Source organism: Leptospira abararensis (assembly GCF_016918735.1).
Taxonomy (GTDB): domain Bacteria; phylum Spirochaetota; class Leptospiria; order Leptospirales; family Leptospiraceae; genus Leptospira_A; species Leptospira_A abararensis.
In genome coordinates this window covers 304692-319635 of sequence record NZ_JAFFPR010000027.1, presented here as the reverse complement: position 1 = coordinate 319635, position 14944 = coordinate 304692, and the positions used below count along the sequence as shown (strand labels likewise).

At 39.7% G+C, this 14944-nt stretch carries 13 protein-coding genes; 9 read left to right on the top strand and 4 right to left on the bottom strand.

What is annotated here, in order from left to right:
- Positions 1 to 74 precede the first annotated feature (74 nt).
- From JWG40_RS09730 to JWG40_RS09715, 4 genes are all read left to right on the top strand, one after another.
- Positions 75 to 470: a helix-turn-helix domain-containing protein gene (locus JWG40_RS09730; RefSeq protein ID WP_015678327.1), complete on the top strand. Its 396-nt coding sequence runs from the start codon at positions 75 to 77 to the stop codon at positions 468 to 470.
- 99 nt (positions 471 to 569) lie between these two features.
- Positions 570 to 2156 carry a sodium:neurotransmitter symporter family protein gene (locus tag JWG40_RS09725; protein ID WP_205285591.1) on the top strand — a complete coding sequence of 529 codons (1587 nt, stop codon included), beginning with the start codon at positions 570 to 572 and terminating at the stop codon, positions 2154 to 2156.
- A gap of 116 nt (positions 2157 to 2272) precedes the next feature.
- Positions 2273 to 4261: an ATP-dependent DNA helicase gene (locus JWG40_RS09720; RefSeq protein ID WP_205285590.1), complete on the top strand. Its 1989-nt coding sequence runs from the start codon at positions 2273 to 2275 to the stop codon at positions 4259 to 4261.
- Positions 4262 to 4263: 2 nt separating this feature from the next.
- Entirely contained in the window at positions 4264 to 5121 is an 858-nt protein-coding gene (locus JWG40_RS09715; protein WP_205285589.1) for a hypothetical protein, read from the top strand.
- On the opposite strand, the gene JWG40_RS09710 is transcribed toward JWG40_RS09715, so the two are convergent.
- Together JWG40_RS09710 and asnS are read right to left on the bottom strand one after the other, a co-directional pair.
- Entirely contained in the window at positions 5084 to 5887 is an 804-nt protein-coding gene (locus JWG40_RS09710) for a hypothetical protein (RefSeq protein ID WP_205285588.1), read from the bottom strand. The two genes, JWG40_RS09715 and JWG40_RS09710, sit on opposite strands and share 38 nt — an antisense overlap.
- A gap of 58 nt (positions 5888 to 5945) precedes the next feature.
- Positions 5946 to 7250: an asparagine--tRNA ligase gene (gene asnS, locus JWG40_RS09705; RefSeq protein ID WP_205285587.1), complete on the bottom strand. Its 1305-nt coding sequence runs from the start codon at positions 7248 to 7250 to the stop codon at positions 5946 to 5948.
- A gap of 55 nt (positions 7251 to 7305) precedes the next feature.
- Between asnS and folD the strand changes: the two genes are divergently transcribed.
- The 5 genes from folD to JWG40_RS09680 are packed head-to-tail and all read left to right on the top strand — an operon-like array spanning position 7306 to position 12432.
- A complete protein-coding gene (folD, locus tag JWG40_RS09700) occupies positions 7306 to 8181 on the top strand; it encodes a bifunctional methylenetetrahydrofolate dehydrogenase/methenyltetrahydrofolate cyclohydrolase FolD (protein ID WP_205285586.1) in 876 nt (291 codons plus the stop codon).
- On the top strand, positions 8165 to 9133 hold the full coding sequence (locus JWG40_RS09695; protein ID WP_205285585.1) for an acetylxylan esterase: 969 nt from the start codon (positions 8165 to 8167) through the stop codon (positions 9131 to 9133). Before folD ends, JWG40_RS09695 begins: the two co-directional genes overlap by 17 nt.
- Positions 9130 to 10587, top strand: coding sequence for a cysteine--tRNA ligase (gene cysS / locus JWG40_RS09690; protein ID WP_205285584.1), 1458 nt, complete (start codon positions 9130 to 9132; stop codon positions 10585 to 10587). Before JWG40_RS09695 ends, cysS begins: the two co-directional genes overlap by 4 nt.
- Positions 10569 to 11342, top strand: coding sequence for a 23S rRNA (guanosine(2251)-2'-O)-methyltransferase RlmB (rlmB, locus tag JWG40_RS09685; protein ID WP_205285583.1), 774 nt, complete (start codon positions 10569 to 10571; stop codon positions 11340 to 11342). Before cysS ends, rlmB begins: the two co-directional genes overlap by 19 nt.
- Positions 11329 to 12432 (top strand): PGAP1-like alpha/beta domain-containing protein, encoded by a 1104-nt coding sequence (locus tag JWG40_RS09680; protein ID WP_205285582.1) that lies wholly within the window; start codon positions 11329 to 11331, stop codon positions 12430 to 12432. The genes rlmB and JWG40_RS09680 overlap by 14 nt, the downstream gene beginning before the upstream one ends.
- Positions 12433 to 12443: 11 nt before the next feature.
- Here JWG40_RS09680 and JWG40_RS09675 read toward each other — a convergent pair whose 3' ends face one another.
- Complete coding sequence (locus tag JWG40_RS09675; protein ID WP_205285581.1) at positions 12444 to 14180, bottom strand: sodium:solute symporter family protein; 1737 nt, start codon at positions 14178 to 14180, stop codon at positions 12444 to 12446.
- Positions 14177 to 14944: an imidazole glycerol phosphate synthase subunit HisF gene (gene hisF, locus JWG40_RS09670; RefSeq protein WP_205285580.1), complete on the bottom strand. Its 768-nt coding sequence runs from the start codon at positions 14942 to 14944 to the stop codon at positions 14177 to 14179. The genes JWG40_RS09675 and hisF overlap by 4 nt, the downstream gene beginning before the upstream one ends.

Below are 14944 nucleotides of genomic sequence, written 5' to 3'. Positions count from 1 at the left end.
AATTTTTTTATTGAATTTTGCCATATTTGACATATTTTGACTGTTAGGGGGGATAAATGAACAATCACATTTACATGCTTCGAAAGAAGAGAGGGATCAAACAGTACGATATGGCTAGAGCGCTGGGAGTTTCTCCGAGTTACCTATCCAAAATTGAGACTGGAGCCCAAGATCCGACTGAGAAATTCAAGTCATCTTGTGCAAAGTATCTCAAGACCTCTGTTGATAAGCTTTTCAATGAAAGCGCTGTGGAAGACATCTACCCTGAGTTTTCCAATGGATTGAAAAACAAACTTTGGGCAGTCAGACGTGAGTTAGGAATCAAACAATACGATTTCGCAAAGAAATTGAAGGTTTCTACTCCGTTTTTGTCAAAAGTAGAACTTGGACTTTTGGAACCACCGGAAGATTTTAAGAATCTGGTCTCCAAAGTTCTGAAAATGGAAAAAAACGAGTTATTTCTCGGCTAATTTGAAAAATACCAAAGCAAGGTGTCAAAGCCTTGCTTTTTCTCACTCTTCTGCAAAAAGATTTTGTCACATAATTCCTACTACATTCAATAGTCCCTGATGCAAGAGAGACAAGGGGAACACCACGATGGCTGGGCCAGTCGGATTGGATTGATTTTGGCCGTGGCAAGTGGTGCCATTGGACTTGGAAATTTCTTACGATTTCCAGGACAAGCGGCACAAAATGGTGGTGGTGCCTTTATGGTTCCTTACATCATCAGTTTCCTCATTCTCGGAATTCCTGTTTGTTTGGCCGAATGGACCATGGGTCGTATGGGTGGTAAACATGGACATAGCACTCCATTTATCTTTCGTGAATACCTCAAAGGTTTCCCACTCAAACTTTCAGGAACCATTGGTGTGATGATTCCTGTGATGATTTATGTTTACTATGTATTCATTGAATCTTGGTGTTTGGCTTATGCTTATTACTTTCTTACAGGCCAAATGTCACTCACCGGTTCCACGCAAGGAGAGATGACAAAACAAGCATCCACATTTTTTTTACATCTCACAGGAGCCGATGCCAATGGCTCAAGTTTCCAATCCCCTATCCTTGTATTTTTTCTAATCTGTGTTCTGTTTAATTTTTTACTCGTTTACCGTGGACTTTCGAAAGGACTGGAAGCCTTTGCAAAAATTGCCATGCCACTGATGGGGATTTGTGCTACCATCATCCTCGTTCGTGTACTGACGATTCCCGGAATTGAGTCGGGTCTTGCGGTAATGTGGAACCCCGATTGGTCTAAACTGACCCAACCTAAAGTATGGATCAGTGCTGCGGGACAAATTTTCTTTTCTTTATCCACTGGATTTGGGATAGCCCTCGTGTTCTCTAGTTTTTTAAAGAAAAAGGATGATGTTGTTCTTTCCAGTTTATCCTCTGCTTCTTTGAACGAATTCGCCGAAGTTGTGTTTGGTGGTATGATTACCATTCCTGTTGCCTTTTTGTTTTTGGGTATGCAGGCCACCTCCTTTGGTACTTTTGGTATGGGTTTTATTGCCCTTCCCTCTGTATTTGGAATGATGCCTGGAGGAGACTTTTTTGGTGGGTTGTGGTTTTTAGTTTTATTCCTCGCGGCAATTACCTCATCAGTCACTATGTTACAACCAGGGATATTGTTTTTAGAAGAAGGGTTTCATTTGGATCGGCGTAAGTCATCCCTACTGTTGTTTATATTTACCTTCTGTTTATGCCTTCCAATAATTTACTTTAACAAAGATTTTGCGGCTCTCGATATTGCAGATTTTTATATTGGAACCATTATGATTTATATTTTGGCATCCATCCAAATTTTTATTTTTGTTTTTAAGATCGGTGTGGAAAAAGGTGTGAAGGATGCCAACGAAGGAAGCCTGATTCCTTTTCCGAAATCCATTCAGTTTGTGTTAAAATACATCACTCCTTGGTTTTTATTATTTATCTTCGTTTCCTTTTGTTATATGAACCTACCTGAATATTTAGATAAAATGAATCCAGAAGTGATGGGACTTCTTGCGGAAAACAAAGGAGAAAATGTGGAAGATGCCAAAACAAAGGCCACTGTAGCTCGTTCGGTAGTGATTGGATTATTTTTGATTTACGGATTTATTTATATTTTGGTTTCGAAAGCACTGGATCCGAAAAAAGGAAAGTTGGTCTCATGACTTCCCATGAGGTGCTCAATTGGCAAGGAATACTCATTATGACTGTGTCACTAGTTTCTGTGACCAGTTTAACTTTGACTTGTATTGTACTTTTATTTCGTAACAGGCAGTAACGATTGGACGTACAAACCGTTTTTACAAACAAACTTCCAAAACTTTGGAAGGATTATGAAGTTAGAAAAGAACAAATGGAAATGGCCACCTCCATTGAATCTGCATTTAATACGGGTTCGAATTGGGTGATTGAAGCGGGAACCGGTGTTGGAAAGTCCCTGGCTTATTTGATTCCGAGTGCCCTATTCTCTTTGGAAAATGAATGTACGGTAGTGGTTTCCACAGAAACCAAAGCCTTACAAGACCAATTGTTGTACAAAGATATCCCGCTAGTTTCTGAGGCTTTGGGAGTTCCTGTCAATGCGATGGTGGCACTTGGGGCAAGTAACTACCTTTGCAAACGAAAATACAATCGAGTGATGGAACGCGGTGATTTTGGTCCAGAAATGGAATCATCTCTCCCATACTTTGTAAACTGGGAAAAACAAACCACAACAGGAATTCGGGCAGAATACGATGGATTTTTATCCAATTCTTTTTGGAATTCTGTTTCTAGAGAATCTGACAACTGTTTGGGGAGAAATTGCCCTAACTTTAGCTCTTCGTATTATTTTTTAGAAAAGGAAAAATGGAAAAAAGCAAACATTCTCATTGTAAATCACCACTTACTTGCAAGCCATCTTGCTGGTGATTTCAAAATCCTTCCTCCTTTTTCCCAACTTGTCATTGATGAAGCCCATGCCTTTCCTGAAATTGTCGGTCGAGCTTTTGGTTCTGAAATTCGTTATGACCTGCTAATGAATTTATTACATTATCTCTACTTTCCTGAGAAACGAACTGGCCTTGTTTTAAAACTAAAAAACAGTGAAAAAATCATAAAGTCTGTCGAGGCTTCTATTGGTTATGCAAATGATTTGTTTCGTATGTTGCTCTCAGCCATTCCTTTACAGTTCAATCAGTTTTCCACTCGCCATACCGAACGACTCAAATTGGACAATGGTGCTTTAGAAGATACTCTAGCGGACCTGGCATCTCAGTTAGAAAGTCTTCTTACAAAGTATAAAAAAGACAGTGAGGATATGGAAGAGAAGGAATTGGCCTTGGGTCTTGAGATGGTTTCAGGAAACCTAAAGAAAGCTTCTTCTTTTCTCAATGATTTTCGGTTGAAGACAAATCCTAATTTGGTATTTTGGATTGAACCTCCTCCCCAGTCTTCGAAAGATCCATTTTATTATTTATTTTCCCAACCAAAAAATACAGACGAAATCTTAGCAAACACTCTATTTCCCAATATGGATTCTGTGGTGATGACTTCTGCTACCCTTTCCCCAACAGCGGGAAATTTTCAGTATTTTTTGAAGGAAGTGGGAACCACAGAAGTCAAAACCAAAACATTGGCTTCTCCTTTTGCGTATAACACTCATTCTCTTTTGTTTGTCCCAAAACAAGTGGCGGATCCAGTCCAAGACCCAAAACGCAATAAAACGGATCTTTCTTATTGGATCACACGTCTTCTCAAACTTTCCGAAGGGGATGCTTTTGTATTATTTACATCCAACAAACTACTTTCGGAACTCTATGAGGAACTAAGAAACCAAGTTCCGTATCCGATTTTTTCGCAAACAGAAATGGGGCCAATTGCCGCCAAACGCGAGTTTCTTGCTAATGAAAAGAGTGTGTTATTTGGAGTGTCTAGTTTTTGGCAGGGTGTAGACATTAAAGGAGACAAACTTCGGAACGTGATAGTGACCAAACTTCCTTTCCAAGTTCCGACAGAACCTGTTTTGCAGGCCAAGATGGAAGATATGGAAAGAAAGGGCAAAAGTCCCTTTTGGGAAATGCAGGTTCCTAAAACTTGTTTACTTTTGCGGCAAGGCTTTGGGCGTCTGATTCGTTCGCAGTCAGACACAGGAATGGTGAGTATCCTTGATCCTCGGGTGCATACAAAGTCCTATGGAAAAAACGTCTTGCAAAGTCTTCCAAAAGGCGTTCCTCTCATAACGGAATTTAACGAATTGGAAAGAAAATTTAATCTTTTGCCGAAGTCTTAACTATGAAACGAATCTATCTTCTGTTGGTTTTTCTACTTTCAGTTTCTCTTGGGTCAAAACCCGTTGAGGATAAGGATATTTATACATCCATTGTCAACTGGACAGATCTTTTTGTTTCCTCTTCTGTGAAAGAGACCATTCCCAAAATTGTTTTTGATGAAGAGGATCCGGAGTTCTCTGGAAAAAATACCGCAACAAGCCAGGGCAAAGCCCATTCTATGGCTAGAAAAAAAGCTCGTGAAAAACTACGAGTGCGCTTAAGTCAAAGATTAGAATCCATCCTTTTTAACGCTGATTATACGGTGTATGAATACACACAAGTGAATCAACAAGCAAGGTTACGTTTGAATTCCTACATTGGATCAGAAAAAGAAGAGTATGATTTTCAGTTTGTGAAGAATGTTTTGGAAGCAAAGGCGAGTTTACCGCTCAAAGGAAAAGAGGGAATCCTCTCTCATCTTCCCGTTGAATATGGAACAGAGTCTGTTCCTGAGTTCAGTGAAGAAGTGGTGCCTGTAGAGTTTTCTGGCTTAGTTGTTGATGCCCGCCATCTGAATCTAAAACGAGCCTTGTTTCCAAAAATACAAACCGATCGTGGGCTTGATATTTATTCGCCGCTCTATGTGAAAGAAGCCTATGCGATTGAAACGGGATACATTGTATACAGGGAAGAACAAACTGGAAAAGGGACAGAAGCGAAAGTAGGAAAAAATCCCTACTTTGTTTTGGCACTGGGATTGGCAGGAAAAAACCAAACGGATCTAATCATCCCGACAGACGAGGCGGCTAAGTTCTTAAGCCACCCCGAAACAAGGAAAAACCTTACACGCTGCAGAGTTTTGATTTTAGTTTCTCGGTAAGAGATAAAAACATCTTTTCTGCTTTTGTATAATCACCATGAAAGAGATAAGCAAAACCCATATCCTCTAAGTCTTTGTGATTTAGGGAGTTTGATTTTGCTTCTAGTTCAGAAATCTTTTTATAAACGGAATCATACATTTTCCTTTTTTCTTCAAAACTAGGAAGATTCAATTTGTTTGGAATGTTTTCAAAAATCAAATTGGCTTCTTTGTGACGATCCAAAAATAGAAGTGCCATACCCACAAGTTTATGGATATCGGAATCGTTTAACAATTTCATATTGTCCCGGAAAACTTTGATCACTTCATCATATCGTTTTAGATAATATGTACAAATCAGTTCTTCTTTGACAAAGGAGTTATCATTCCATTGTTTTTTATACCTAGTAATAATGGATTTCGCATCTTCATAGGCTTCTTGTCGAAAGTAGATTTTGATCGCAGTTTGAATGATAGAAAAACAAAGAGGATTTGTTTGGGTTTTGAAATATAGATTTAGGCTATTATAAGCATCCGTCGTTTTTCCAATTTCAAAGTTTTGGATTGCATCAACTAAGGGAGCAAGACTTGAAATTCCTTTAGGAGCGGAGATGGTTCCTCTTCCGGTAAGTTCATACAAGGCTAAATAACCAAGATGTTGGATATAAAAGTTCTCGGGATGGCGTTTGGCAAGGACCACGACGTCTTCGTTTGATCCTACCTCATATAAATCCCAAGCTTCTTGTTCGACGGATGTGTTTAAAACTTGGGTTGCTTGTTGTGCCATAAGGTACCTCTCTTTCCCTAAAAAGATCGGCCGCAAGTTAAATTTCCCATACGAAAAATTAAGGGCTGAGCCTGTAAATCATCCTTGGGAAAGGAATACACTCCCGAATGTGGGACAAACCACAAATCCAAGCAATCACTCGTTCGAGTCCCATTCCAAAACCAGCATGAGGAACTGAGCCATACTTTCGAAGGTCCAAATACCAGGAATAATCTTCCGGAGGAAGGCCTTCTTCTTTCAATCGTTCTACAATTTTCTCGTAAGATTCCTCCCTTTCGGAGCCACCGATGATCTCCCCAATTCCATCGGGAGCGATGAGGTCCGCAGAAAGAACTGTCTTGTCGTCGGCGGGATTTTGTTTCATATAAAAGGCTTTTATGGCTCTTGGGAAATTTTGGATAAAAATGGCAGTACCAAAATGAGTGGTGAGGATTTGTTCCCTATCGGAATTGATGTCCTCGCCCCAAGCGATTTCTTCTCCGGCGGTTTGCAAAATTTGGATCGCTTCTCCGTAATCTACCCTTGGGAAGGGTTTGGCGAGTTGTTCTAGGAGAGGTGTTGGATCGCGGTCCAGGGCTTTTAAATCTTCTTGGGTTCGTTCGATGGTAGTGCGAAGTACGGCCTTCACAAATCGTTCCTGTAAGTCTAAATTTCCGTCTTGTCCGAGGAAGGCAGTTTCCGCTTCCAACATCCAAAATTCGGTAAGGTGGCGTCTGGTTTTACTTTTTTCCGCACGGAATGTGGGGCCAAAACAATAGACCTTGGAATGAGCGAAAGCAGCTGTTTCCAAGTAAAGTTGTCCAGTTTGGGCCAAGTAAGCTTGGCCTAGGTCAAAGTATTCTGTGGAAAATAAGGTTCCGGCTGATTCTCCAATGGAGCCAGTCAGGATGGGAGTGTCGATGAGGGTATATCCATCATTACGAAAGAATTCACGAATGGCAAAGGACAATTCAGAACGAACCCTCTGGATGGCAAGTTGGCGTTTGGATCGTAACCATAGATGCCTGTGGTTGTGTAAAAAGTCAGGTCCATGTTCTTTGGGTGTGATGGGATACTGATTCGACTCACCCACAAGAGAAAGAGAGTGCAGGAAGAGTTCCTGCCCTCCTGGTGCCTTGGGATTTTCGTGTAAAACCCCGTGAACCACTAAAGAGGTTTCTTGCGGTAGGGCTTTGACCTGTTTGAAGATCTCCTCCCCCAAAAATTCTTTTTCGGCCACCACTTGGAAAATCTTTCCCTCGGTACGCAGTTGCAGGAACTGGACGTGATTGTTTCCTCGGAGTCCTTGGACCCAACCTTGAAAACTATGTGTGGAAGCCGGATTAGGGGAATTGGATTTTGATGGATCTAAACTTGGAGTCATGGATGGTTTTTTCTGTTTGCCAGTTCAATTTTCTCTGAAATTTTGAACTTACAGAATGAAATCTAGCATCCTATTAGACGGTAAAGCGATTTCCGAAAAAATTCGAAATCGAATCGCAGAAACATTAGCGAAAGCTAAATCCGAGGGTAAGGGAATCCCTACTCTTGCCACCATCCTTGTCGGTAACAATCCCGCTTCCGAAACCTATGTGAATATGAAGGTAAAGGCCTGTGAAAAAGTGGGTATGGGTTCACGTTATGTGCGACTAAAAGAAGAAACGACCACCGAAGAACTATTAGCCGAAATTAAAAAACTGAATGCCGACACTTCCGTCAATGGAATTCTTTTGCAACACCCGGTCCCTCACCAAATCGACGAACGTTTGTGTTTTGATGAAATTGCCTTGGAGAAGGATGTGGATGGTGTCACAACCATTTCTTTTGGGAAACTATCAATGAATAGCGAAGCTTATTATCCGTGCACTCCGTACGGAATGGTTCTTTTGCTTCAGGAATATGGAATCGATGTTTTGGGTAAACATGCAGTAGTCGTGGGAAGGTCTCCTATTCTTGGAAAACCCATGGCGATTATGCTCACGAACCTAAATGCCACTGTCACTCTTTGCCATTCGAAAACCCAGAATCTCCCTGAACTTGTAAAACAAGCGGACATTGTGGTCGGTGCTGTTGGAAAACCTGAGTTTATCAAGGCAGATTGGATTAAAGATGGTGCTGTTATTTTAGATGCAGGCTATAACGTTGGTAATGTGGGCGACATTGAAATCTCGAAAGCTAAGGATAAAGCATCTTATTACACTCCCGTTCCTGGAGGTGTTGGACCTATGACCATTTCTGTCCTTTTACTGCAAACTATGTATAGTTTTTTAAATCAGTTTTCCCCTAAGTTGGATTCTCATGCCTCAAACCGTTAGTTTTGACGAATGTTTCCAGACTGTTCCCAAACTAGATCCTCCTACAGATTTGGATAGTTTTTGGAAAGAAGGGATTTCTGTATTAAAAAAAGTTCCTATCAAAGCTACTTACAAAACGGTTTTGAAAGGGTCATTTATTTGGGAATCACTAAATGATGTTAGTTTTCAAAGTATCGACAATCATGTGTTACATGGAAAACTTGCCATTCCAAGAAAAAGGGGAAACAGGCCAGTTGTAGTTTATTTTCATGATTATTTGGCCATTCCTGAAGAGATTCAAAAAGGATATTCCGATTTAGGGGTAGCTCAACTTCATATCACCTTACGAGGACATGGGGATGAAATGATCCATGCACCCATAGATCCTACTACTGGAAAAGCTCCTATTGGTTGGACTCCGAATTATTTTGCGCATGGTCTCGACCAAAAAGAAGAGTTCTATATGCGTAAACTCTATTTGGATGTGATCCGAACGATTGAATTTTTACGTTTAACCGACGGGATTGATGGGGATCAGATTATTTTGCATGGAAAGTCCCTTGGCTCTGCTCTTTCTGTATTTGGCGCTGCCTACTCTGATCGAATCAAAGGTTTGATTTTGGAGACACCTTCTTTCTGTTATATTGATAAAGATCAAATTTCTTTAAAAGGAAATCCATGGGTTCGGGAACTCACACCCTTTTTAGAAAAAAGAGCCACCAAAAAAATTGATTATAAAAAGGAATTGGCTTATTTTGATGCACTCAACTTTGCAAAAAAAATAAAAATTCCAGCCCTTGTTTCTTGTGGAATGGAAGATGTGATCTCTCATCCAAAATCCACGTTTGCATTGTTTAACCATATGAATTGTGATAAACGAATGCAGCTTTATCCAACGGAAGGAAATGAAGCCGGGAAAGACAAACAACCCCAAGCAAACTTAGAATTTGTAAAAGAAATATTTGCCCTATGAGTTTAGTTCCCTTTGTATTTCAGAATTCTAAATCAGGAAAAAAAGAACCCTTCTTACCCAAAGACCCAACCAATGTAACGATTTACTCCTGCGGGCCTACGGTTTATAACTTTGCCCATATTGGTAACATTCGTTCCTTTTTGTTTGTCGATGTTCTTCGTCGTTCTCTTTTGTTAGGTGGTTATAAGTTAAATCAATCGATGAATATCACTGACATCGATGACAAAATCATTAACGAATCGATCAAACGAAAAGTCAGTGTAGAAGAATTCACAAAACCTTGGACCGAAGCTTTTTTTAAAGATTTAGAGACTTTGCATGTGCAAAAGTTGGAGCACTATCCTAAAGCAACCGAATCGATTGAGGATATGGTTGATTTCATTGAACCGTTAAAAACAAACGGGTTAGCATATGAAAAGGAAGGAAATATATACTTTTCGATACAAAATTTTAAGCAATACGGTATATTATCAAAAATTGATGTTGCTGGCATGAAATCGGGTGTGCGTTACGATGCTGATGAATATGAAAAGGATGACGTCAGAGACTTCGTCCTCTGGAAAAATCAAAAGACCGAAGAGGAAAAATGCTGGCATACAAAACTTGGGAAAGGTCGACCAGGTTGGCATTTAGAATGTTCAGCTATGATACGAAAGGTTTATGGATCTGGCGTAGATATACATACCGGTGGCATTGACCTCCTCTTCCCTCACCATGAAAATGAAATGGCAATTTCTACGGGTGCTTATCCTGAAGAAGAGTTTGTCGGAACCTGGCTCCATTGCGAACACTTATTGGTCGATGGGGAAAAAATGTCGAAAAGTAAGGGAAATTTTTATACCTTACGCGATATTTTAGAAAAGGGATATGATCCGAATTCAATCCGTTACCATTTGATTTCTGCGCATTACAGAAGTAAGTTGAATTTTTCACTTATTAAGCTAGAAGAATCAAAGATTGCAATGGAACGGATTCAGAATGCCATTTATCGTGTTTTAGCAGCTGGTAATTTATGGGATCAAGTTCCGGAAGATTTTGATAACTTCAATTTTACAGTTCCTGAATTACAAAATCTAAACTTAGAATTTATAAGGTCTCTCGCAGATGATTTGAATATTCCGAAAGCTCTAGCTTCTGTTTTTGAACTAGTTCGCATTGTGAATCAGTTTTTGGATGCGAATGGAGATGCGACTCAAGATGCATTTTTAAAAGAGTCCATTCTACTTTTTTATAAAATCAATGAACTCTTTGCTGTTTTTCAATTTAAAAAGAAGATCCAAACTCTTGATGGTATTTCTGAAGAATGGATTTTGGAACAAATTGAACAAAGAAAAACTGCTAAACAAAACAAAGATTTCTCTACTGCCGACAGAATTCGTAAAGAGTTGGAAGAAAAAGGAATCCTTCTCGCTGATACAAAAGAAGGAATAACCACATGGAAAAAAGCCCAGTAGAAATACTTTTTGGAAAACGTAATTTTTTTGAATTTTTAGAGTCATTGGAACAAGTGGCTCCCGAACGCGGAATTAAAACCATTCGTGAAGTCATTGTAAAAGATTCCCTTGGTAATGAAGAAAAACAAAGAATTCGTCAGTACATCCCGAACTCCGTCAAATTTACCACAGTATCTGCTAGGGAACTTGACAGGATTGCTTCTGATAAAAACCACCAAGGTTATGTAATCATTCGCACCAAACAAAAATCTTTTTTATCACTTGGATTTGAACAGTTCAAACAGAATGTAAAGATCGGAGAAGGCCCTGTTTTGATTTTGGACAGAATCCAAGATCCAGGAAATCTTGGGAATATACTAAGAACTGCCGAGTGTATGGGCGTGAAGCACGTGTTAATGTCTGATCGTGATACATCTCCCATTACTCCTGTTGTTGAAAAAGTTTCTGCAGGAGCCGTCCATCATTTGCAGATTTACCGAGTAGCAAATCTGATGCATGGGATGGAGTATCTCAAAAAAAATGAATATTGGATTCTTGCTACAGATGAAGAAGGCGAAGAAACCATTTGGGAAACTTTACCTGAAGCTTCGCATATGGCGGTGATTATGGGAAACGAAGGGGAAGGAGTGAAACGTCTTCTTTTGGAAGAAGCAGATTATGTGGCAAGGATTCCTCTTTTCGGTTCGGTGACATCACTTAATGTTGTAGTTGCTTGCGGTATTACATTGGACAGGATACAAAATGCTTCGCGTTAGGCGAAAGATTTTAGTTAGTTTTATTTTTATCCTTATTGGTATCGTTGTATTCCAGTCCTGTATTTACGATTTTTATAGAAAGGAATTTGTATCAGAAGACAAAAAAAACGATGAGGCTCTTTTACTCTCTCTACTTGGACTTCTTCCCAATCCTAACCAAAGACTATATGGTTTTTTTCCTGGGTTTTCCCGGAACCTTTCTGATTCTCAATTTGTCCCTTCTGAGTTTTTTCCAAAATCAGGGAAAAAGAAAATAGTTTTTATCCATGGTTGGAATCCAGCGGAAAGAGATTCTGATCCGATCACAAACGATGAGAAAAAAATTCAGAACATAAAGAATACTTTTTCAAATGGAATAGTTCACTTCCAAGAAGGAAGAGCTTCCGCTAACAATGAATTTGATTTGTATCTCTATACTTACCGAACATCCAATAGTATTTTCGTAAACGGTAAACAATTTTATGGAACTCTTCGTTCTAACTTTTCTGATTCAGACCAAGTGTACATTGTTGCCCATTCGATGGGAGGACTTGTTACAAGAGTGGCCCTAACCAATGAAACAGGATCCCTTCCTTTTGTTCGGTTGGTGGTTACTCTCGCCAGTCCCCAGTTTGGATCTCCTTTTGCCTCTCCTAGTTTTTTAGGAAGTAATCCATTTTTGAATGATTTGGGAAGTTATCTTGTGGGAACTCAAGGAGGATCAGAGTTGGGATATACCAACCAAGGAGCGGGTCAAACCTATTTGGCCGGAGCGGAAAATTTGCTTTTAGATATTCTCAATCAATCCTACTTAAACTTCAATTTAAATGGAAAGTTTGTTAGTTTTGCCGGTGTGATGAGTGGTTGTAATGACGGGGAAACATTATATTATAATACTGGTTGTACGATTTTGTCTAACTCTGGTTTTACGCAGTCAGATGGGATTGTGCCTCGCAATAGCGCCAGGCTTGGAAATCTATCTTACAAACAAATTGATATAGCAGATTGTGACCATTCTATGATGGCTTTTCAAACGATAAATCCTGATGATCCAAAAAGTCTGAACCTTTTCACACAAGTGATTACTGAAATTCGTAATTCACCTTACTAATATCTCTTGATTTAATTTCCTGACCGGTTTTGTAAAGAATGGAGAGAAAAATACAATCCAAGTAATCCTAATAGAAAAATGGGAAACCCAATGAGTAAATAACCTTCTTTCCAAACTAAACATTGGATTGTATATAAACCACCAAAAACAAAGGAAAGGCCAGAGAGTGTTCCAAGAAGAGAGATACCTAAACGATTCTCGTAAATGGTCTGTTTCTTGTTTGATTCTTTTTTGAAAAGACCTTTCCAAAAGAAAAAGGGAGGTTTCGTTGTTTCATAGAACTGGACTAAAACATCGCGCTCCGTATTCGGTAATAGATAAGTAGATAAAATCAATAAGACACTGGCTGTGAGTGAAGTATAAAGGATAGAATAAGGGAATTCTACCTTTAGATAAACAGAAAAGAGTAAATATAAAAGTGGGGAAAGAACAAATGCTAAAATCTCTGTCCAAGCCGAAATCCGCCAAAAAAACCACCGAGCAATTAATACAAACCCGATACCAGAGGATGCTTCGAGTAAAAAGACCCATGCCCCTTTGATGGTTTCCATTCCGTACACTGCAAGGAAGAAGGAACAAACGGCAGTTAGGATTTGAATTCCATAAGATACTTTTAGGTAATACGAATCAGGCTTTCCCTTCTCTAAGATCGGTTTCCAAAGATCATTCACAAGGTAAGAGGCTCCCCAGTTCAAATGAGTTGCCAATGTGGAAAGGTAGGCGGCAAGGAAAGCACTAAGCATAAGCCCCATCATTCCACTAGGCATTCCTTCTTGTAATACCATAAGAAAACCTTTGCCACTTTCTGCCTCGGATAGATTTGGGTAAAGAAGGAGAGATACTAGAGCAACCAAAATCCAAGGCCAAGGCCGAACAAAATAATGGGCAATCACAAACCATAAAGAACCTTTCAGGGCAGCATCCTCATTTTTTGTGGCAAGAATGCGTTGGGCAATGTAGCCCCCACCTCCAGGTTCAGAACCCGGATACCAACTAGACCACCAAAGAACGGTTAGGAGGATTAAAAAATGGTCCCAGGGCAGGGTTCCGGAAGATCCATTGGGAAAAAATAAAATTTTGCTGCTATCTAGTTTTGACTTTAGACCTTCGAGTCCGCCAATGACAGGTAAGTTGATTGCAAAATAGGCAAAAAGAATACAGCCAATCCAAGCTAAAAAGAATTGAAAAACATCAATATACGAAATACCTCTCAGGCCTGCGATCGAAGTATAAAAGACACCAAATAACAGTAAATAAATGAGAATATGGGATGCAGTCAAAAGAGGGAAAAAAACTGGAATGATTTTTAGCATGGCTAAATTGACCCAACCAAGAATCACTAGGTTGAGTAAAAAACCGATGACAAAGGCTTTGAATCCTCTTAAAAAATTTGCTTCCTTTCCACTATAACGTAAGCCAATGAGTTCCAAATCTGTGGATGCACCCGACCTCTTCCATAGTTTGGAAAAGAAAAACACAGTGACAAAACCACCAACAGACATATACCACCAAATCCAATTTCCGGCAATCCCTTGTCCTCGAATGATCTCTGTTACTGCAAGAGGTGTGTCTGCTGCAAAAGTGGTTGCCACCATGGCAGTACCTGCCACAAACCAAGACAAACTTCCTTCCGCTTGGAAGTATTCTTTCGTGGATTTTTGTTTGGAACGAAAACGGAGTAAAATGAGGATAATGACTAAAAAAGGAAAAAGAAAAAAAAGATAATCAAGAAAATGAAAAGGAATCATAGTCGCACTTTGATTCCCATCTCTTTCATTGTTTTTTTTGTTTCTTGGATAGAAAATTCTCCAAAGTGAAAAATAGAAGCAGCAAGGACTGCATCGGCGCCACCACGTAGGATGACTTCTGCCATATGTTCTGGATTCCCAGCTCCGCCAGATGCAATGATCGGAATGGACAAATTGGATGTGAAGGACTTCATTAGTGTGATATCAAATCCATCTTTTGTTCCATCTTTGTCCATAGAAGTAAGCAGAATTTCTCCCGCACCCATTTCAAAAGCTTCCCTTCCCCAATCAAGTGCTTCTCTTCCTGTTTCTAATCGTCCTCCATTCAAGTACACTTCGTACCTTTTTCGTTCTGGATGGAATTTGACATCAATAGCACAAACAATACATTGTGAGCCATAGATTTCGCTTGAGTCTTTGAGTAGTTTTGGGTTTTGGAAGGCGCTGGTATTGATAGAAACTTTATCAGCACCTTTGTTTAATACAGCTTTAACATCTTCGATGGTACGAATCCCTCCACCTACGGTGAAAGGAATAAAAAGTCTATTGGCAACTTGTTCCACTAAGTGCAAAAGAATATCTCGTTTATCAGAGGAAGCTGTAATGTCTAAAAAGCAGAGTTCGTCTGCTTTGTTTTCTTCATAGGCAACCGCACAGGAGACGGGATCACCGGCATCAATCAGGTTTACAAACTGAACACCTTTGACTACCCTTCCTCCTTTGATATCCAAACACGGGATAACTCTTTTGGTTAGTTCATCCAT

Bases quoted from the DNA above. Each gene is read 5' to 3' on its own strand.
- asnS (WP_205285587.1), bottom strand. From the start codon at position 7,250: ATGACTCCAAGTTTAGATCCATCAAAATCCAATTCCCCTAATCCGGCT.
- cysS (WP_205285584.1), top strand. From the start codon at position 9,130: ATGAGTTTAGTTCCCTTTGTATTTCAGAATTCTAAATCAGGAAAAAAA.
- JWG40_RS09730 (WP_015678327.1), top strand. From the start codon at position 75: ATGCTTCGAAAGAAGAGAGGGATCAAACAGTACGATATGGCTAGAGCG.
- JWG40_RS09680 (WP_205285582.1), top strand. From the start codon at position 11,329: ATGCTTCGCGTTAGGCGAAAGATTTTAGTTAGTTTTATTTTTATCCTT.
- hisF (WP_205285580.1), bottom strand. From the start codon at position 14,944: ATGGATGAACTAACCAAAAGAGTTATCCCGTGTTTGGATATCAAAGGA.
- folD (WP_205285586.1), top strand. From the start codon at position 7,306: ATGAAATCTAGCATCCTATTAGACGGTAAAGCGATTTCCGAAAAAATT.
- JWG40_RS09695 (WP_205285585.1), top strand. From the start codon at position 8,165: ATGCCTCAAACCGTTAGTTTTGACGAATGTTTCCAGACTGTTCCCAAA.
- JWG40_RS09725 (WP_205285591.1), top strand. From the start codon at position 570: ATGCAAGAGAGACAAGGGGAACACCACGATGGCTGGGCCAGTCGGATT.
- JWG40_RS09715 (WP_205285589.1), top strand. From the start codon at position 4,264: ATGAAACGAATCTATCTTCTGTTGGTTTTTCTACTTTCAGTTTCTCTT.
- rlmB (WP_205285583.1), top strand. From the start codon at position 10,569: ATGGAAAAAAGCCCAGTAGAAATACTTTTTGGAAAACGTAATTTTTTT.
- JWG40_RS09710 (WP_205285588.1), bottom strand. From the start codon at position 5,887: ATGGCACAACAAGCAACCCAAGTTTTAAACACATCCGTCGAACAAGAA.
- JWG40_RS09675 (WP_205285581.1), bottom strand. From the start codon at position 14,180: ATGATTCCTTTTCATTTTCTTGATTATCTTTTTTTTCTTTTTCCTTTT.